This window comes from Nocardioides donggukensis (assembly GCF_014842875.1).
GTDB classification, from domain to species: domain Bacteria; phylum Actinomycetota; class Actinomycetes; order Propionibacteriales; family Nocardioidaceae; genus Nocardioides; species Nocardioides donggukensis.
Genome location: NZ_JACYXZ010000001.1, coordinates 51,790 through 69,767, shown reverse-complemented (window position 1 = coordinate 69,767; position 17,978 = coordinate 51,790). Strand labels below are relative to the sequence as shown.

Annotated in this window: 18 protein-coding genes; 7 read left to right on the top strand and 11 right to left on the bottom strand. The window is 73.0% G+C overall.

The annotated features are described in order from the left end of the window. Positions 1 to 88: 88 nt before the first annotated feature. A complete protein-coding gene (locus IE331_RS00325; protein WP_201930808.1) occupies positions 89 to 859 on the bottom strand; it encodes a maleylpyruvate isomerase N-terminal domain-containing protein in 771 nt (256 codons plus the stop codon). Positions 860 to 1,129: 270 nt separating this feature from the next. Between IE331_RS00325 and IE331_RS00320 the strand changes: the two genes are divergently transcribed. The 3 genes from IE331_RS00320 (at position 1,130) to IE331_RS00310 (ending at position 4,599) form a co-directional block, all read left to right on the top strand. Further along, on the top strand, positions 1,130 to 2,725 hold the full coding sequence (locus IE331_RS00320; protein WP_192139402.1) for a M28 family metallopeptidase: 1,596 nt from the start codon (positions 1,130 to 1,132) through the stop codon (positions 2,723 to 2,725). 190 nt (positions 2,726 to 2,915) lie between these two features. Next, the gene (locus IE331_RS00315; protein ID WP_192139400.1) at positions 2,916 to 4,472 is read left to right on the top strand and encodes a sodium-dependent transporter; all 1,557 of its coding nucleotides are present in this window, start codon (positions 2,916 to 2,918) and stop codon (positions 4,470 to 4,472) included. Between the two features lies 1 nt (position 4,473). Further along, complete coding sequence (locus IE331_RS00310; protein ID WP_192139398.1) at positions 4,474 to 4,599, top strand: methionine/alanine import family NSS transporter small subunit; 126 nt, start codon at positions 4,474 to 4,476, stop codon at positions 4,597 to 4,599. Between the two features lie 233 nt (positions 4,600 to 4,832). Here the strand turns inward: IE331_RS00310 and IE331_RS00305 are convergent, their stop codons facing one another. Both IE331_RS00305 and IE331_RS00300 read right to left on the bottom strand, forming a co-directional pair. Continuing rightward, positions 4,833 to 6,215 (bottom strand): NAD-dependent malic enzyme, encoded by a 1,383-nt coding sequence (locus tag IE331_RS00305; RefSeq protein ID WP_192139396.1) that lies wholly within the window; start codon positions 6,213 to 6,215, stop codon positions 4,833 to 4,835. A gap of 63 nt (positions 6,216 to 6,278) precedes the next feature. Next, positions 6,279 to 7,295 carry a Gfo/Idh/MocA family protein gene (locus tag IE331_RS00300; RefSeq protein WP_192139394.1) on the bottom strand — a complete coding sequence of 339 codons (1,017 nt, stop codon included), beginning with the start codon at positions 7,293 to 7,295 and terminating at the stop codon, positions 6,279 to 6,281. Positions 7,296 to 7,401: 106 nt separating this feature from the next. Between IE331_RS00300 and IE331_RS00295 the strand changes: the two genes are divergently transcribed. From IE331_RS00295 to IE331_RS16865, 3 genes are all read left to right on the top strand, one after another. Further along, positions 7,402 to 7,995: a TetR/AcrR family transcriptional regulator gene (locus IE331_RS00295; protein WP_192139392.1), complete on the top strand. Its 594-nt coding sequence runs from the start codon at positions 7,402 to 7,404 to the stop codon at positions 7,993 to 7,995. Positions 7,996 to 8,039: 44 nt separating this feature from the next. Then, positions 8,040 to 10,349, top strand: a complete 2,310-nt coding sequence (locus IE331_RS00290; protein ID WP_192139390.1) for an MMPL family transporter — start codon at positions 8,040 to 8,042, stop codon at positions 10,347 to 10,349. A gap of 86 nt (positions 10,350 to 10,435) precedes the next feature. Then, a complete protein-coding gene (locus tag IE331_RS16865) occupies positions 10,436 to 11,245 on the top strand; it encodes a lipase family alpha/beta hydrolase (RefSeq protein WP_192139388.1) in 810 nt (269 codons plus the stop codon). Here the strand turns inward: IE331_RS16865 and IE331_RS00280 are convergent. From IE331_RS00280 to IE331_RS00255, 6 genes are all read right to left on the bottom strand, one after another. Continuing rightward, positions 11,235 to 12,050 (bottom strand): ABC transporter permease, encoded by an 816-nt coding sequence (locus IE331_RS00280; RefSeq protein WP_192139386.1) that lies wholly within the window; start codon positions 12,048 to 12,050, stop codon positions 11,235 to 11,237. The genes IE331_RS16865 and IE331_RS00280 overlap by 11 nt on opposite strands. After that, positions 12,047 to 12,991 (bottom strand): ABC transporter ATP-binding protein, encoded by a 945-nt coding sequence (locus IE331_RS00275; protein WP_192139385.1) that lies wholly within the window; start codon positions 12,989 to 12,991, stop codon positions 12,047 to 12,049. The genes IE331_RS00280 and IE331_RS00275 overlap by 4 nt, the downstream gene beginning before the upstream one ends. Beyond that, on the bottom strand, positions 12,988 to 14,082 hold the full coding sequence (locus tag IE331_RS00270; protein ID WP_192139383.1) for a LolA-like protein: 1,095 nt from the start codon (positions 14,080 to 14,082) through the stop codon (positions 12,988 to 12,990). The genes IE331_RS00275 and IE331_RS00270 overlap by 4 nt, the downstream gene beginning before the upstream one ends. Positions 14,083 to 14,254: 172 nt before the next feature. After that, a complete protein-coding gene (locus IE331_RS16860) occupies positions 14,255 to 15,403 on the bottom strand; it encodes an App1 family protein (RefSeq protein WP_192139381.1) in 1,149 nt (382 codons plus the stop codon). 33 nt (positions 15,404 to 15,436) lie between these two features. Then, the gene (locus tag IE331_RS00260) at positions 15,437 to 15,886 is read right to left on the bottom strand and encodes a hypothetical protein (RefSeq protein ID WP_192139379.1); all 450 of its coding nucleotides are present in this window, start codon (positions 15,884 to 15,886) and stop codon (positions 15,437 to 15,439) included. Positions 15,887 to 16,082: 196 nt separating this feature from the next. Then, on the bottom strand, positions 16,083 to 16,565 hold the full coding sequence (locus tag IE331_RS00255; protein WP_192139377.1) for a MarR family transcriptional regulator: 483 nt from the start codon (positions 16,563 to 16,565) through the stop codon (positions 16,083 to 16,085). 87 nt (positions 16,566 to 16,652) lie between these two features. Here IE331_RS00255 and IE331_RS00250 point away from each other — a divergent pair, with 87 nt between their 5' ends. Further along, on the top strand, positions 16,653 to 17,030 hold the full coding sequence (locus IE331_RS00250) for a DoxX family protein (RefSeq protein WP_192139375.1): 378 nt from the start codon (positions 16,653 to 16,655) through the stop codon (positions 17,028 to 17,030). A gap of 57 nt (positions 17,031 to 17,087) precedes the next feature. Here the strand turns inward: IE331_RS00250 and IE331_RS00245 are convergent, their stop codons facing one another. Together IE331_RS00245 and IE331_RS17075 are read right to left on the bottom strand one after the other, a co-directional pair. Continuing rightward, positions 17,088 to 17,480 (bottom strand): hypothetical protein, encoded by a 393-nt coding sequence (locus IE331_RS00245; protein ID WP_192139373.1) that lies wholly within the window; start codon positions 17,478 to 17,480, stop codon positions 17,088 to 17,090. A 291-nt stretch (positions 17,481 to 17,771) separates the two neighbouring features. Beyond that, positions 17,772 to 17,978: a ribbon-helix-helix protein, CopG family gene (locus tag IE331_RS17075; protein WP_201930806.1), complete on the bottom strand. Its 207-nt coding sequence runs from the start codon at positions 17,976 to 17,978 to the stop codon at positions 17,772 to 17,774.

Sequence of the window (17,978 nt, the reverse complement as noted above, 5' to 3'; positions counted from 1 at the left end):
GGCGGATGCCGGGTCCGCCCGTCGGGCGGGTGCCGGGCGGGTGCGGGCGGCCCCGGCGGCCCGGGCGGCCCTGGGCGGCCCCGGGCGCTCAGTCCCAGGTGATCGCCGAGGCGTCCCGCCAGCCTTGTGACACGTCGACCTCGTCGGAGCGGTTCCACAGCGACAGGTAGAGCGCCACGGGAGTCCCGCGCAGGACGACGTCCGCCCCGGCGCGCCGCCGGTCGTCGACCCCGTCCGGCGGCCCGCAGCGGGTCACCGCGGGGCCGGGGCCGACCTCGACCCGCCAGGTCCGGCCCGACCCGTCCGGTCGGACCTCGATCGTCATCGGCTCCTCGGCCCGCAACCGGGACCGCGGGCGGGTCAGGAAGCCACACAGCAGCTCGTCGATGCCGTCCAGTGCCAGCTCATCACCGATCTCGATGTCCGCGGCCCGAGGCAGCCGACCGAGCACGGCCGACAGCGCGTCGACCGCGTGCACGGTGGTCTCGTGACACTGGCGCCGGGCCCAGAAGCAGACCGGCGCCGGTGCGTCCGCCAGGAACACCACGACGTCGAGATCGTCCGGCGCCTCGTGCAGGGCTGCGGCCAGGTCGACGGCACCCTCGCGCAGCCACTCGACCGGGTCCGGCGCCGCCAGGCCCTCGGCCCCGAACGCGTCCGGAGCGGCCGGCTCACCGCGCAGGATCCGGGTCGCCCACCGGTGCACCATCCCCTGATGGGCGAGCAGTCGCCGCACCGTCCAGTCCGGCGTCGTGGGCACCGGCGCACCCAGCCCGGCCCGGTCGGCGTACCGGGCCAGCGCGACCGTCGCGGCCCGGAGTCCGTCCAGGTGCTGGGGCATCGTCAGCAGGGTCGGCACGCGGTCAGCGTCGCAGGTCGAGGGCCCGGAGGGCGCCTGATTTTCCGCCCCGCCGGGGCACCGCTCGCGCCGCCTCCGGCGCCGCGACGCCGGCGTGGCACCGACCCCGGGATCGGGGCGGTCTTCGACCCTGGGGGTATTGACCCGGCCGTCCCCCGGGGCTTGTATGTCCGGTGGTGGGAGCGACAGCCGGCCCGGCTGACCTGGTGCGGGGCGGACGCCGTACCCGACCGTTCGCAATCCGTTCCGGTCGACAAGGAGCACCACACGATGTCCAGCCGTACCCCGTCCTCCAGGCGCCTCGCGCGCCCAGCACCGGCGCTGCTCGCCGGGCTCGTCGTCGCACTGGCGGGGCTGCCCGCGGTGGGTGCGGCGACCGCCACCGCGGCGCCGGCCAAGGCGCCCAAGTGCGAGCAGCGCACCAACAACACCCTGCCCAAGCTGCTCGAGTGCGTGACCCTGGACGGGGTCCGTGAGCACCAGCAGGCCTTCCAGGACATCGCCGACGCCAACGACGACGAGTTCTACCCGGGCTCGCGGGTCTCCGGCACCAAGGGGTACGCCGACAGCGTCGCCTACGTCGCCGACACGATGCGCAAGGCCGGCTACGACGTCACCCTCGACCCGTTCGAGTTCGACTTCGTCTTCCCGGCGCTGCTGCGTCAGCTGACCCCGGTGTCCGCCGACTACGAGACCGGGACCTACACCGGGTCGGGTGACGGCGACGTGACCGGTGGCGTGATCGGCGTCGACCTGGCGCTCGACCCGCCGCGGGCGAGCGACTCCGGCTGCGAGGCGGCGGACTTCAACGGCCTCGACTTCAGCGGGCCCAACGACATCGCGCTGATCCAGCGCGGCACCTGCGCGTTCGCCGTCAAGGCGCTCAACGCCGAGGCCGCCGGCGCCGAGGCCGTGGTCATCTTCAACCAGGGCAACGACCCGACGCGCGAGGGCCTGATCGTGGGCACGCTGGGCGACGCGGACGTGAACATCCCCGTGGTCGGTGCCAGCTTCGCCGACGGCGTGGCGCTCTCGCAGGCAGGGTCCACCGCCCGGGTCCGGGTGCTGCCCAGCGAGACCCGGACGGTCCACAACGTGATCGCCGAGAAGCAGGGCAAGACGAACCCCGACAACATCGTGATGAGCGGCGCCCACCTCGACAGCGTCGAGTCCGGGCCCGGCATCAACGACAACGGCTCCGGCTCCGCGGCGCTGCTCGAGACCGCCCAGCAGATGTCCAAGGTGAAGCCGGTCAACACGATCCGGTTCGCCTGGTGGGGCGCCGAGGAGGCCGGGCTGCTCGGCTCGCAGGCCTACGTCGACGGCCTCTCGGACGCCGAGAAGGACAACATCGCGCTGTACCTCAACTACGACATGGTCGGCTCGCCCAACCACGTCCAGATGGTCTACGACGCCAACGAGTCGACGTTCCCGGCACCGGCCGGCGTGCCGATCCCCGAGGGCTCGGAGGCGATCGAGAACCTCTTCGAGCGCTTCTACACCTCGGTGGGTGAGCCGTACGACGACGCGCAGTTCTCCGGTCGCAGCGACTACCAGGCGTTCATCGAGGCCGGGATCCCGGCCGGTGGCCTGTTCACCGGCGCCGAGGTGATCAAGACCGAGGAGCAGGCAGCCATCTGGGGTGGCACCGCCGGGGACCAGTTCGACCCCTGCTACCACTCCGCCTGCGACACGATCGACAACGTCAACCTCGACGCGCTCGACGTGAACAGCGACGTGATCGCCTTCGCGCAGCTGGCGTTCTCCTACTCCACGGAGTCGGTGAACGGCGTGAAGGGCAAGGACGTGCCCGGTGGCTCGGAGCTGCCGGAGCCGGCCGGTCCGGAGGGCACCTTCACCCCCTGACGGGGCGTCTGACCCGGCCCTGGTGGCCGGCGTGATCGATCGGCCGGTGCGTCCTGCGGGGCGCACCGGCCGACCCGTTCCCGGGTGTCCTCCGCCCCGAGTGGCGCCGGTCACGTGATCTCCGGCATGCTGGATCGGCTGGTCCGGTTCCGGGATCCGGCGGCGCGACGTACCGGGAGGCGAGAGCGACATGAGTGCAGGGACACAGGCCACTGACGAGGCCCGTCGGGGGGCGTTCACCTCGCGGCGGGTGTTCATCCTGGCCGCGATCGGCTCGGCCGTCGGGCTGGGCAACATCTGGCGCTTCCCCTACGTGGCCTACGAGAACGGCGGCGGCGCGTTCATGCTGCCCTACCTCGTGGCGCTGCTCACCGCGGGGATCCCGTTCCTCTTCCTCGACTACGCCTTGGGGCACCGGACCCGCGGCTCCGCGCCGCTGGCCTTCGCCCGCACCGACCGGCGTACCGAGGGACTGGGCTGGTGGCAGGTGGGCATCTGCTTCCTGATCGCCGTCTACTACGCGGCCGTGATCGCGTGGGCGGTGCGCTACACGTTCTTCTCCGTCGACAAGGCCTGGGGCGACGACCCGGCGACCTTCCTGTTCGCGGACTTCCTGCAGGCGGGCGACCCGGGCGTCACCCTGGACGTCGTGGCCGGCGTGGTGATCCCGCTCGCCGTCGTCTGGCTCGCCGTCATCGCGATCATGGCCCTCGGCGTGCAGAAGGGCATCGGCGCCACCGCGATGGTCTTCATCCCGGTGCTGGTCCTGACGTTCCTGGCGCTCGTGGTCCGGGCGCTGTTCCTCGACGGAGCCGGCACCGGCCTGGACGCGCTCTTCGCCCCGGACTGGTCGGCGCTCGCCGACACCGGGGTGTGGGCGGCGGCCTACGGGCAGATATTCTTCTCGCTGTCGATCGGCTTCGGGATCATGATCACCTACTCCTCCTACGTCGGCCGGCGCACCGACATGACCGGCTCCGGGCTGGTGGTGGGCCTGTCCAACTCGGGCTTCGAGCTGCTCGCCGGCATCGGCGTCTTCGCCGCCCTCGGCTTCATGGCCCAGGCCAACGGCATCGCCGTCGACGAGGTGGCCGGGGAGGGCCTGGGCCTGGCGTTCGTCGCCTTCCCGGCGATCATCAGCGAGGCGCCGGCCGGCGCCCTCATCGGCGTCCTCTTCTTCGGCTCGCTGGTGCTGGCGGGGGTGACCTCACTGGTCAGCGTGATCGAGGTCGTGATCTCCGCGGTCCGCGACAAGTTCGAGCTGTCGCGGGTCGCTGCTTCGCTGGTGGTCTCCGTGCCGGCCGCCGTGATCAGCCTGGTGCTCTTCAGCACCACCAGCGGCGTCTACGTGCTCGACATCCTGGACAACTTCATCAACAAGTTCGGCATCCTGCTGGTCGCCGTGGTCAGCATGCTGGTGCTGGCCTGGGGGGTCCGGGCGCTGCCCGCGCTCGCCGCGCACCTGAACGCCGACGGCTCGGTGCCGATCGGCGCCTGGTGGCGACTGCTGCTCGCGGTGCTGGTCCCGGTCGCCCTGACCTGGATCCTGGTCCAGGAGCTCGTCGGCGCCGTCGAGGAGCCGTACGAGGGCTATCCGACGTGGATGCTGTTCACGTTCGGCTGGGGCGCGGCCGTGGCCGTCATCGTCTTCGGCTTCCTCGCCGCGCGCGTCCCGTGGCGGCCGGAGACCTCGCTGGAGGTCGACGGGATCGACCGCAGCGGCTCGACCGGAGAGGAGGTGCGCTGACATGAGCGGTGCCGCCATCGTGATGATGCTCGTGGCCATGGTCGTGATCTGGGGCGGGCTGGCGTTCGCGATCCTCCACCTGAGCCGGAACTCCCCCACCATCGACGAGGTCCACCGGGACCTCTGAGCCGGGGTGCCGGGGGTGCTGGCCGGTGCGCTGGTCGGTGTGCTGGTCGGTGTGCCGCGCCGTTGTGCTGACCCAAGGGCCACGCCGTCTGCTGGTCCAAGAGCCGCAATTGCGGCCGAATGACAGTGTTTCGGCCAGAAAACATGTCACACGCCCGCAATTGCGGCCGAATGACAGGTCCAGGTCGGGGACGGGCCGGGGTCGGGGTCGCCCACGTACGCCGCGGGCCGGGGTCAGTCGCGCGGCTTGCCGCTGATCGCCGAGGCGACGGCCTTCGGGACGTCGGGGTGGAAGACGCTCGGGATGATGAATGAGGCGTTGAGCTCCTGGTCGGTGACGACGTGCGCGATCGCCTCGGCCGCGCGGAGCAGCATGTCGAGGGTCACCTCGTGGGCCCGGGCGTCGAGCAGCCCCCGGAAGACACCGGGGAAGGCGAGCACGTTGTTGATCTGGTTCGGGTAGTCCGACCGGCCGGAGGCGACGACGGCGGCGTGCTCGGCGGCCGCGGCCGGGTCCACCTCGGGGTCGGGGTTGGCGAGCGCGAACACCACCGCCTGGTCGGCCATCGTGGCGATCCAGGCCGGGTCGAGGATGCCGGGGGCGGAGACGCCGACGAACACGTCGGCGTCGACCAGGGCCTCCTGGAGGCTGCCGCGGACCCGGCGCGGGTTGGTGCGGCTCGCAAGGTCGGCGTGGGCGGGTGAGAGCGAGTCGTCGTCGGCGGAGAGGGTGCCGTCCCGGTCGCTGACCACCACGTCGCGCGCTCCGCCGGCCAGCAGCAGCGTGACGATCGCGGAGCCGGCGGCGCCGGCGCCGGCGACGACGATCCGGACGTCCGCGAGCTCCTTGCCGACCCAGCGCAGCGCGTTCGTCAGCGCCGCCAGCACCACGATCGCCGTGCCGTGCTGGTCGTCGTGGAAGACCGGGATGTCCAGGCTCTCGCGCAGCCGCGCCTCGATCTCGAAGCACCGAGGGGCCGCGATGTCCTCGAGGTTGATGCCACCGAAGCCGGGGGCGATCATCTCGACGGCCTTGACGATCTCGTCGGTGTCCTGGCTGGCCAGGCAGATCGGCCAGGCGTCGATCCCGGCGAACTTCTTGAACAGCGCCGCCTTGCCCTCCATCACCGGGAGCGCGGCGCCGGGGCCGATGTTGCCCAGGCCGAGCACGGCGGAGCCGTCGGTGACGACCGCCACCGAGTTCCCCTTGATCGTCAGCCGGGGCACGTCCTCGGGGTTCGCGGCCAGCGCCGCCGAGACCCGGCCCACGCCGGGGGTGTAGGCGAGCGACAGGTCGTCACGGGTCTTGAGCGGCACCTTCGAGGAGACCTCGATCTTGCCGCCGATGTGCAGCAGGAACGTCCGGTCGGAGACCTTGTGCACCTCGACCCCGGCGATCTGCTCGACCACCGCCACGAGCTCCTTGGCGTGCGCCTCGTCGGCGGCCGAGCAGGTGACGTCGACGACGAGGAGGTCGTGCTTGGAGTCGGTGACGTCGATCGCGGTGACCACTCCCCCGGCGGCGGCGATGCCGGTCGCGACGGTCCCGACGACGCCGTGGTCGGGAGCGGTGTGGAGCCGCATGGTGATCGAGTACGACGACGCGGTGGCGGGCATGGGCTCAGCCTCCCGCCTCCGGGCCCCTACGGACAAGTAGCAGCCGGGGCGACCGAGCCGGGCTCAGAGCCCGGGGACCGCGCCCTCGGCAACCGGACAGCCGAGCTGGTCGAGCACCTCCTGGAGCACCCGCTGCACGCCCAGGGTGTCGCGCAGCGGCATCACCTCGCTCTCGGCCAGCCCACCGGCCAGGCACCGGTGCACCTCCTCGACCTCGTGCAGGTAGCCGGCGCCGCGCACCGGCTCGCGGATCTCCTCCGGCGGGTGCCCGTTGCGCCGCAGCACGAGCCGCTCGGGGTGGTGGAAGCGGGGCATCAGCTCGATCGAGCCGGCATCCCCGAGCAGCACGGCCCGGGCCGGCGAGGCGGCCTCCAGGCTGCAGGTCAGCGTGGCCGACCGGCCGTCGTCGTACCCGAGCAGGATGCCGACCGAGGCGTCGGTCCCGTTCGGGTACGTCGTTCCCGCGGCGTGGACCCGGTCCGGGTCGCCGAGGAAGTGTTGCGCGATCGAGACGACGTACACGCCGAGATCGAGGGTGGCGCCCCCGCCGAGCGCGGGGTCGAACAGCCGGCTCGTGGGGTCGTAGGTGCGGTAGGCGCCGAGGTCGGCCTGGACGGTGCGGACCGTGCCGATCGCCCCGTCGGCGACCAGCTGCCGCGCCCGGACCACGGCGGGCACGAACCGGGTCCACATCGCCTCCATGCAGAAGGTGCCGGTCTCGCGTGCGGTCCGCACCACCTCCTCGGCGCCGGCCAGCGTCGCGGTGAAGGCCTTCTCGACCAGGACGGCCCGGCCGGCCCGCAGGCAGGCCAGCGCCAGGTCGCGGTGCTGCGGGTGCGGGGTGGCGACGTAGATCGCGTCGACGCCGTCGTCGGCGACGAGTCCGGCGTAGTCGTGGGCCCGGGCCTCCCCGTGGGTCCCCTGGAGCCCGTCGCGCCCGACAGCCTCCGCGAAGGCACGCGCGGTCTCGGGTCGCCGGGAGCCGATCGCCACGAGCTCGGCGTCCGACACCCGGGCCAGGTCGGCCGCCATCGCCTCGGCGATCCCCCCAGTCCCCGCGATCCCCCAGCGCACCGTCATGCCGACCACCCTAGGGCGTCCGGACCGCCGCCCGAGCCCGTCCTGAGGTCCAGATCACAGCCCCACGACTTTGCACTCTTGCCAACAGAGTGCAAGACTGCACTCCATGAGTCAGAGTGCAAACACCCTCGAGGGTCGGAAGGTGACCACCGCGCACCGCATCAACGTGTGCGCGCTGGGGCTGACCGACGCACACGGGCTCGACGGCTTCACGATGGAGGACCTGGCCGACGCGGCCGGGGTCTCCCGCCGGACGCTGTTCAACTACTTCCCCAGCAAGGTCGACGCGGTCCTCGGCCGGGAGCCGGTCATCGAGCCCGCGCTCCTGGAGCGGTTCCGGGCCGGGGGTCCGCACGGCACCCTGCTCGACGACATCGAGGTCGTCGTCGCGGAGCTCTTCGCCGGGGACGAGCTCACCCGCGACGAGGCCGACACCGCCCGACGCGTCGTCCGCTCCACACCCCGGCTGATCCTCGCCGTGCACGAGCGCTTCGAGGCGGCGGTCACCGAGTTCACCAGCGTGATCCTCGACCGGGAGGGCCCCGAGTTCGGGCAGTCCCGCGCGCGACTGCTGGTCACGCTGCTCGCCTCGCTGTACGACCTCGCCCTCGACGAGGTGCTCGACGACCCGACCGGTCGACGCACCATGGCCGAGGCGTTCCTCGACACCCTCCGCACCGCACGAGACCTGCTCGCCTGAGCACCCCGCCCACCGCTCGCCACCTCTCCAGGAGACACCGAACCATGGCAACGCTGCTGCACCGACTCGGCAAGACCGCCTACCGACGCTGGCCCCTGTTCCTCGCCGCCTGGCTGGTCGCGATGGTCGCGGTCGGCGCCGTGGCGGCCACGATGTCGAAGCCGATGACCGACTCGTTCTCGATCCCGGGCATCCCCTCCGAGCAGGCCGCCGACCTGCAGGCCGAGCTGTTCCCGGGCTCGGTCGACGCCTTCGACCAGGCCGGCGTCACCGTCGTCGTGGCCGCTCCCGAGGGCAGCACCCTCGACGATCCGGAGTACTCCGCCGCGGTCGACGCCCTCGTGGCCGACCTCTCCGACGGCCCGCAGATGCCGGCCGAGCCCCCGCTGGCCAACCCCGCCGTCGCCGCACCGCAGCAGTTCCAGGGCGCCGTCGAGGGTGCCGTCGAGGTCGGTACGCCGCGCGCGCAGGCCGAGGCGGACGCCGCGGCACTGCTCCCGCTGTCCGACGACGGCCGGATCGGCACCATCACCTGGGCCTTCGACGTGGACACGGTCGCCGACGTGGAGCCCGAGGCCCGCGACGCCGTGCTCGACGCGCTCGAGGGCGCCCGCGACGCGGGGCTGACCGCCGAGGTCAACGGCGCCGGCATGACCGTGATGGAGCCCCCGGGCGGCACCTCCGAGCTCATCGGCATCGCCGTCGCGCTGCTCGTGCTGGTGCTGACGTTCGGCTCGCTGGTCTCGGCCGGGCTCCCCATCGTCAGCGCCCTGTGGGGCGTCGGCCTGGGCATCACCGGGATCACCGCGATGACCGCGTTCATGGACATCGGCTCCAGCACCCCGATGCTGGCGACGATGATCGGCCTCGCCGTCGGCATCGACTACGCGCTGTTCATCCTGGCCCGCTACCGCAGCGAGCTCGAGCACACCGACGACCGCGAGGAGGCGGTCGGCATCTCCGTGGGCACCGCCGGCTCCGCGGTGGTCTTCGCCGGGCTCACCGTGCTGATCGCGCTCGCCGCGCTGGCCGTCGTCCGGATCCCGTTCCTCACCGCGATGGGTCTCGCGGCCGCCGCGACCGTGCTGATCGCCGTGCTGGTCGCGCTCACCCTGCTGCCCGCGGTGCTCGGGCTGACCAAGTCCAAGGCCTTCGGTGGCCGGGTGCGGAAGTACCGCCCCGCTCGCGACGAGGACGGCAAGGTCCTCAACAACGGCGTCCGGTGGGCCCGCCTCGTGGGCCGTCGGCCGGTGGCGGTCGTCCTGATCGTGGTCGTCGGCCTCGGCGCGCTGGCGCTGCCGCTGCAGAACCTGCGGCTGGCCTTCCCCACCGACAGCACGGCCCCGACCGACACCACCGCCCGACAGGCCTCCGACCTGCTCTCCGAGGGCTTCGGCCCCGGCCGGGAGGCGCCCATGCTGGTCGTCGTCGACGGCCGGGACGTGCCCGCCGACGACCGCGGGGCGGCGTACGCCGAGGTGGCCGGCTGGGCCGGCGCCATGGACGGCGTGGTCAACGCGCAGGTCGCCTTCATGAACGAGGACGGCACCGGTGCGCAGATCCTGGTCACCCCCGAGACCGGGCCCGACGAGGCCGCCACCGAGGACCTGCTCGCCGAGCTCCGCGACGGCCAGTCCTCGATCGAGGACGCGACCGGCACCACGACCGGCGTGACCGGCCTGACCGCGATCACCACCGACGTCTCGAAGCGGCTCAGCGACGCGCTGCCGATCTACCTCGCGGTGGTCATCGGGCTGGCCTTCCTGCTGTTGATGGTGGTCTTCCGCTCGATCCTGGTGCCCCTGACGGCCACGTTCGGGTTCCTGCTCTCGGTCCTGGCCACCCTCGGCGCCACCGTCGCGGTGTTCCAGGAGGGTGCGTTCGGCCTGATGGAGGGTCAGCCGATCGTCAGCTTCATGCCGATCTTCCTGATCGGTGTCGTCTTCGGGCTGGCGATGGACTACCAGGTCTTCCTGGTGACCCGGATCCGTGAGGCGCACGTCCACGGCGCCGGCCCGCGGGAGGCGGTGCTCGACGGCTTCCGCAACAGCGCCCGCGTCGTCTCGGCGGCGGCGGTGATCATGACCGCGGTGTTCGCGGCCTTCATGCTCCAGGACGACCCGATCATCAAGTCGATGGGCTTCGCGCTCGCGGTGGCGGTTGTCTTCGACGCCTTCGTGGTGCGGATGACGCTGATCCCGGCCCTGATGTACCTCATGGGCGAGCGGGCCTGGTGGCTGCCGCGCTGGGTGGACCGGATCCTCCCCGACGTCGACGTCGAGGGCGAGAAGCTGCACCGGCCGCACCTGGCCGCTCCCGCCTCCGAGCGGGAGCCCGAGCCGGCCGGCGTCTGACCGCAGTCCCCGGGTCGAGTGCTCAGGTGGTCGCCCTGGCAGCCACCTGAGCACTCGACGCGGGCAGGTGGGGGCACACTGGCCAGGTGCTCGACCACCTGGCCCCCGCCCGCCGCCGTGTCCTGCTCGGCGTGGCCGGGCTGGTCGCCGTCCTCCTGGTCGGCACCGCGGCGGGCCTGCTGCTCGGCGGTGAGGCCGAGGTCGAGCCGGTCGCGCAGGACGAGCCGGGTCCGGTCCTGCTGGTCCCCGGGTACGGCGGCTCGACCAGCGCCGTCGACGTCCTGGCCCGCGCCCTCGAGGACGCCGGGAGGCAGACCGAGGTGGTCCGCGCACCTGGAGACGGCCGCGGCGACCTGCGGGGGCACGCCGAGCGGCTCGCCGAGGCGGCGCTGCGGGCGGTCGAGGCCGGCGCCCCGTCGGTCGACGTCGTCGGCTACTCCGCCGGCGGCGTGGTCGCCCGGCTCTGGGTCGACGAGCTCGGCGGCGGCTCGCTGGCCCGGCGGGTGGTCACGCTCGCCTCCCCGCACCACGGCACCGATCTCGCCGCACTGGCCGGCGGCCTGGCGCCGGAGGCCTGCCCGGAGGCGTGCCGGCAGCTGGCCCCGGACAGTGAGCTCCTGCGACGCCTGAACGCGGGGGACGAGACGCCCGAGGGCCCGCGGTGGGTGGCCGTCTGGACCGCCGACGACCAGACCGTGGTGCCGCCCGACTCGGGTGCGCTGGAGGGCGCGGTGGCGTTCTCGCTGCAGTCCGTGTGCCCCGGGCTCCGGGTCGCCCATGCCGACGTGCCGCGGGTGCCCGCGGTCGCGGCGATCACCCTCGCCGCGCTGGGTCCCGCGGACCCGGCGGTGCCCGACGACAGCGTGTGCACCGGCCCGGAGGCGCTCAGTCGGTGATGTCCTTGGTCGCGAAGTTCGCCCAGGCCGCGGCGAGGAACACCACGACGTACGCCGCCTGCAGCAGCACGCCACGCTCCAGGTCGCGCCAGAAGATCGGGTCGCGGAACAGGTCGACGAAGGCCAGCCAGTAGCGCGTGGGCAGGAACGCGCGGAACGAGTCGGCCGCGTCCAGCGTTAGCAGCAGCGTGGAGGAGATCAGGATGCCCATCGTCCCGAGCGCGGCGGCCAGCGGCGAGCGCACCACCGTGGACAGGAACAGCGCGATCGCGGCCACACCGAGCATGGAGAGCATCGCGTAGGCCAGCGCCAGCAGCGTCCGCGCCACCAGCTCCGGGGTGGTCAGGCTGGTGCCGGACACGCTGGTCGCGCCGGTCGTCAGCTGCTCGTCGCCCAGCAGCAGCGCCCCCACGACGTACGCCGTGGCGCCGACCACGACCACCGTCAACGCGACGAAGGCCATGACGCTGACCAGCTTCGCGAGCAGGAGCCGGGCCCGGCCCACCGGCCGGACCAGCAGGTAGCGCAACGTGCCCTGCTGCGCCTCCCCGGCGATCGCCTCGCCGGCGGTGATCGCCACCACCAGCGGCAGGAACAGCGGCAGCACGATCGCCAGCGCCGCCAGGGGGAACAGCGTGCCGTCGGTCATCACCGCGGACAGGAACGCCGGACCGGTGCCGGGCCGGGGACCCAGGTCGGTCAGCGCCAGCAGCACCGCGACCAGCGTCGGCAGCGCGTCGACGAGCCCGATCGTCACCCAGGTGCGCCGGCTCCGCAGCAGCTTGCTCAGCTCGACCCGGATCATCCTCGGCCGCCTCGGTCCGGACCCGTCGGCGCAGCGGTGGCGGAGAAGTCGTCCGAGCCGGCCCCGGTCGCCTCCAGCACCACGCTCTCCAGCGTGTGCCGCTCGGGTCGCAGCTCGGCCACCCGGACGCCGGCACCCACCAGCCGTACGGCGAGCTCGGCGGCGTCGGCGGCCCGCACCACCAGCCGGTCGCCGTCGCGGTGCTCCACGTGCCCGTCCAGCAACGCGATCGCGCGCTCGGCGTCGGGGGTGCCGAGGAGCACCCTGCCGGTCGGCCGCTGCAGGTCGGCGAGCTGCTCCTGGAGGACGAGTCGTCCCCGGTGCAGCACCCCGACCCGGGTGCACATCTGCTCGATCTCGGCCAGCAGGTGGCTGGAGACGAACACCGTCGTGCCGGCCCGGTTGAGCTCCAGCAGCAGCGCCCGGATGTCGCGGATGCCCTGCGGGTCGAGCCCGTTGGTCGGCTCGTCGAGCACGAGGAGTCGGGGGGCCCGCAGCAGCGCGGAGGCCAGACCCAGCCGCTGCCGCATCCCCAGCGAGTACGCGCGCACCGGACGGCCGTCCACCCCGCCCAGGCCGACCCGGTCGAGCGCGTCGCCGACCCGGGTCGACCGGGTCGCGCGCACGCCCCCGGTCCCCATGCGGTCGAACAGGGCGAGGTTCGCGCGGCCGGACAGCTGCGGGTAGGCGGCCGGGCCCTCGACCAGCGAGCCGACGAACGGGAGCACCTCGCGGGCGGCGGCCGGCATCGGCCGGCCCAGCAGCTCTGCGGTGCCGCGGGTGGCGAGCACCAGCCCGAGCAGCATGCGCACCGTCGTGGTCTTCCCCGAGCCGTTGGCGCCGAGGAAGCCGTAGACGTCGCCCTCGCGGACGTCGAGGTCCACGTGGTCCACGGCCGTGATCGACCCGAACCGCTTGGTCAGCCCGGAGGTGCGGATCATCGCTCGCCCACGAACACGGCGTCGCGCAGCAGGTCCTGCCCGGCCCGGACCAGGACCGGCCCGGTCACGGTGCCGGCGACCAGCCAGCCGCCCTCGCCGTCGTCGCCGCCGAGGAACACCCCCAGCGGGCCGATCGCCACGCTGTCCCCACCGGGGACCCGCTCCGCCCCGGGGGTGGCGCGGACCTGCTCCCGGAGCGGGTCCGCCTCCCGGTCCCGCAGCGGGATCGCGATCACCTGCGTCAACCCGTCGCCGTACACGCCGACGGCGCCGCGCGCCGCCGAGGTCCGGGCCAGGCCGCCGGCCCGGTCGGGGGCCTGGATCGGCGCGTACTGGTTCACGGCGTCCGCGATGTCGAGCACCTCGTCGAAGGAGCGCTCCACGTCGGCGGTGAGCCGGGGCTCGACGTCGGCCGCGGCCGGGGTGGCCACGGTGATCTCGACGAAGCCGGTGCTGAAGTCCGGGGCGCTCGACCCCCGGGCGGAGACCTCGACCCGCAGGGGCAGGCCGGATTCGGGGTCCGCCCACAGGTCCACCCGCCCGATGCTGGAGCGCTCCCGGGCCCCCTCCAGCCGCAGCCCGGGAGCCGCGATCCCGGCGACGCGCCGGGCCGGGAGCCGGGTCACGTCCGCGCCGGTCACCCCGGTGAGCAGGCGCCGGGCCACCTCCGGGGGGAGCAGGTCGGCGCTGCGCGGTAGGCGGATGTCGGGGTCCCGGGTGGTGGTGGCCTCGGCGTCCTCGTAGTCGTACTCCGTGGTCAGCCCGGCGGTGTGGACCAGGTCGACCTCGCCGGCGGTGCGCATCACCGCCACCCGCCAGGCCTCCCGGTCGCGCCACCACACCCGCAGCCGGTTCCGCTCGCCGAGCAGCGCGCCGACGCCGTCGAACCGGTCGGCCGAGGGGATCTGCAGGGCGCCGGCGGTCTCGACGTACCCGCTGAAGGACCGGTCGCCGGACTCCGAGACCAGGGCGAGCAGCTCCGGGGCGGTCAGGTCGCTGTCACCGGCCGGCAGGGCACGCAGCAGGACCGGCGAGCCGACGACCACAACCGTCACGAGTGCCACGACGCACCAGCGACGGACAGAGGTCATACGGGTCGACGGTAGCGCTCGGTGCCCAGCCGGCCCGGCTTCCGCGATCCAGGGTCCGCGACCCAGGCTCTACGTTCTGCAGGTCGACACGCGGTGCGGACCAGAACGTAGAGCCTGACGTCCGACCAGGTGGCGACGGGCCCTCGGCTCGGCCGGCGGTGGCGCCGGCGGGTCAGCCGCGGAGCGCGGTCGCCCGCTCGACCGTGTGGACGTCGCCGTCGGTGACCAGCCCCAGCTCGGCGGCGTGCCGGGCCACCGCGAGCGAGTCCGCGGCCACCACGAACGGCACCGCACCGTCCCAGTCGTCGAGGACCGCCTCGACCCGGCCGTCGCCCGGGTCGAGGCGCACCTCCCGGATGTAGACCGCCCGGACCCGGCCCGGGTGGGTCCGCACCACCTCGGCGTAGATCTCGGGGTCGTGCTGGCCGGAGTCACCGATCAGCACGAACGGCAGGTCGGGGTGCGTCTCGAGGACCTCCCGGATCCGGCCCAGCTTGTGCGCGGTGTGCGAGCGCTGGGCGCTGCGGCCGAGCAGGTCCCGCAGCAGGAGCGGTCCGAGCGGGAAGTCGCGGTGGGCGAGGAACGCGGTGAGGAAGCCGTGCAGGTTCCACGGGCTGGAGGAGACGTAGAAGAACGGGTTGGCGTCGGGGTGGCCGGGCTGGGCGGCCAGCGAGCGGTAGAGCTCCGGGGACCCGAGGAACGGGGTCCGGGTCAGGTAGGAGCCGGTGAACGTCTGCAGCACCATCTGCGCCGCGCGCTGGGCTCCGGTGTGCAGGATCGTGTCGTCGACGTCCGAGATGACCCCGAAGGCGGCCACGGGGCCGGGCACCCGCACCTGCAGCGGGGCGGCGTGCTCGCCGGTCAGCCCGCGGTACGGCGCCGCCAGCGCGACCTCGCCGGTGAGCCACGAGCCGCCGTCGGCCGGTGTGGAGGCGTCCAGGTCGAAGGCCAGGTCGAAGTAGCCGTCGCCGTCGGACTCGGTCTCGACCTCGTGGCCGGCCAGCCGGACCCGCAGCCGGACCCCGGGGAGCGGCCTGGCGAGGAACCGGCTGAGCGTCCGCCGGACGGCCGCGCCGGTGCCCTCCCCGACCACCGCCTCGGGAGGCTCGTCGTTGTCGAGCACCCGGCCGCGGACCACGACCCGCCCCGCGCCGCCGTGCCCGAGGTAGGTCTCGATCCGGAAGTGCTCGGGTGGCTCGTCGGCGACCCGGGCGTCCCGGGCGGCGGCGATCCTTCGCTCCACCTGCTCGGTCACCGACTTCGCCCGCCGCTGCAGCCACTCGAGCGGGCTCTCGTCCCCGCCGATAACCGGGATCCTCACCCGCCCGACTCTATGTCGCCCACCCCGCCCCGGTCAGTGGGCGATCCAGTCGGCGATCACGGCGGTCCGGCGCTGCACGGCCAGGGGCGCCCGTCCGTCCGCGGCGCTGGGCGAGTAGCCGGCCAGCATCCGCAGCACCTGCTGTCCCTCCTCCAGCTCGAGCACCGGCGCCCAGACCGCGCCGTACCCCCTCCGGTCGACGACCGCGGCGCTCACCCCGGTGACCGCGGCTCGGGGGATGGTGAGGGTCCGCACCTGCGTCCTCACCCGCACAGAGGCCGGCCCCAGGACGACGACACTGCGCAGCGCGCGTACGGCGATCGCCAGCATCGGCGCCGCGACCAGCACCCCGAGCGTCGTCCGCACGGGGGCCCCGGACTCGAAGAGGAACACGAACCAGACGACGGCGAAGAGCGTCAGCACGACCGCCAGCGGCAGGTTGTTGGACCGGGCCCGAAGCCGGATCTCCTCGCCCTCGTCCACGGCCGACAGTCTCCCCCACCCGGGTCTCGGGTCGAGGTGGCGACTGCCGGTTGAGCCGCGCGCCCTGGCGAGCGTGTCGAGACCCACCCCCGCCGGTTGAGCCGCGAGCCCTGGCGAGCGTGTCGAAACCCCTTGTGCAGAACCGGTTCTCGGCTCGACTCGTCGGTCGGCTCCCCGCATCGGCCCCGCGGTCCGGTCAGCCGCAGCCCCGCTCCGGATCCACCCGCTGCATGAACACCTCGCCGACCTCGCGCAGGGTGCCCAGCTGGTCGGGCGTGAGTGCGTCGATCACCAGCTCGCGGACGCGTCCTGAGTGACCGGGTGCCGCCGCGACGAGCTTCGCGTAGCCGGCGTCGGTGAGCTCGGCGCGGGTCCGGCGTCCGGGGCCGCCGAGACGCTCGCGACGCAGGAGGCCTTGCGCCTCCAGGCGCTTGGCGGCGTGGGAGAGGCGGGACAGGGAGGCCGAGGCAGCCGCCGCGAGCTCGCTCATCTGCAGGCTCCGGTCCTCCTGCTCCGACAGCATCGCCAGGACCATGTACTCGAAGAAGCTCAGTCCCTCGTCGCGCTGGAGCTGGGCGTCGAGCGCCGCCGGGAGCTTGACCGCGAGCGCCGCCACCGCCAGCCAGGCGGCGCGCTCCTCCGGTGTCAGCCACCGGGGGTCGTCGGAGTCCCTGAGCATGGACGGAGCCTACCGCCGGTGAACTTGACACATCAAGTTCACTGATGACACGCTTGTTGAACAGTCAAGTTCGACACAGGAGATCTCATGAACCTCACCCTCTGGATCGTCGCCTCCGTCCTCGCGGTCGTCTTCGCGATGGCCGGCCTGACGAAGCTCACCCTGCCGAGGGAGAAGCTCCCCGAGAGCATGGCCGCGGTCAAGGAGCTCTCGCCCGGGACGATCAAGTTCATCGGAGCCGTGGAGCTCCTCGGCGCGCTCGGCCTGATCCTCCCGGCCGTCTTCGACGTCGCCGTGTTCCTGACCCCGCTGGCGGCGGCGGGCCTCGCGGTCACCATGCTGCTCGCCGCCCTCACGCACGCGCGCCGAGGGGAGTCGCAGCTGATCGTGGTCAACGTGGTGCTGCTCGCCCTGGCCGCCTCCGTCGCGGTGATGCGCTTCGGACCGCAGCCCTTGTCAGCCTGACCTGGTGTCGCCAGGAGACGGCGGTGTCGGATCGGTGTGGTCTTGTCCCATTGGCGTTCACTCGGCGAGCTGCACATGAAGCCCCGCGCCGTCGGGCAAGTCCGGAAGGTCGTGGACGATGGCGAGCTCCCACCGGAACTCGCCATCGGAGAACGTGAAGCGGCACTGACTCATGTCGATGCAGCCGGGCGCCGTCTCGTCGACCGTGGGCGAGCCGAGGTCGGCGAAGACCTTCTCGACCGTCGCCACGGTGACCTGACCCGCAATGTCCCACTCCCGCTCGAGGTGCGGGCATGGTGCCGGACCGCCGCAGAAGAGCGACTCCTCGACCACAAGCTCGCGACGCTCGACCCAGTCGGCGGGCGGGGTCAGCCGGTCGCCGGCCTCCACGACTCCGCCGTCACCACGCGTGCACGAGGCCAGACCGAGCATCACGATGGCGGTCGCCACGGCACGTGTCGCTGCTTGCCTCATGCACGAGCCCCCCGTCGCGAGACAGCCGAGCGCCGCCTCGGAAGATCACGATGGCCGACCTGAGCGCTGCACGCGGGCGGAATTCGGGAACGGTCGTGCCATGTCTAGCGTGGTGAAAACCCCAACGACGAACGTGTGCGGATCCGAGCCTTAGTTCGCGGTGTGGCCGGTCCCCTTCATCGAGTGGCTCTACCCAGAGCGGCCAGCCGGCCGCCTGGACCGCGTCCTCTGGCAGTACACCGTGCTTGAGCGCGCTGTCGTGGACCCTCACGCCGCCAAACCAGCCAGCGCCCTTCTGATCGCCTCGGATCGTGAGATGTTCTCGCGCTCTGCGAGGGCGTCGACCGCAGCGAGTTCTTCGAAGGTCGGAGGCAGTAGCGGACGAGATCGACCTGGCGGGACGTTGACCGCCGTTCGTCGATTCCGCGGTCGTGCAGGGCATCTCCGAAAAGGATTCCTTGCCTCGCAGAGCAA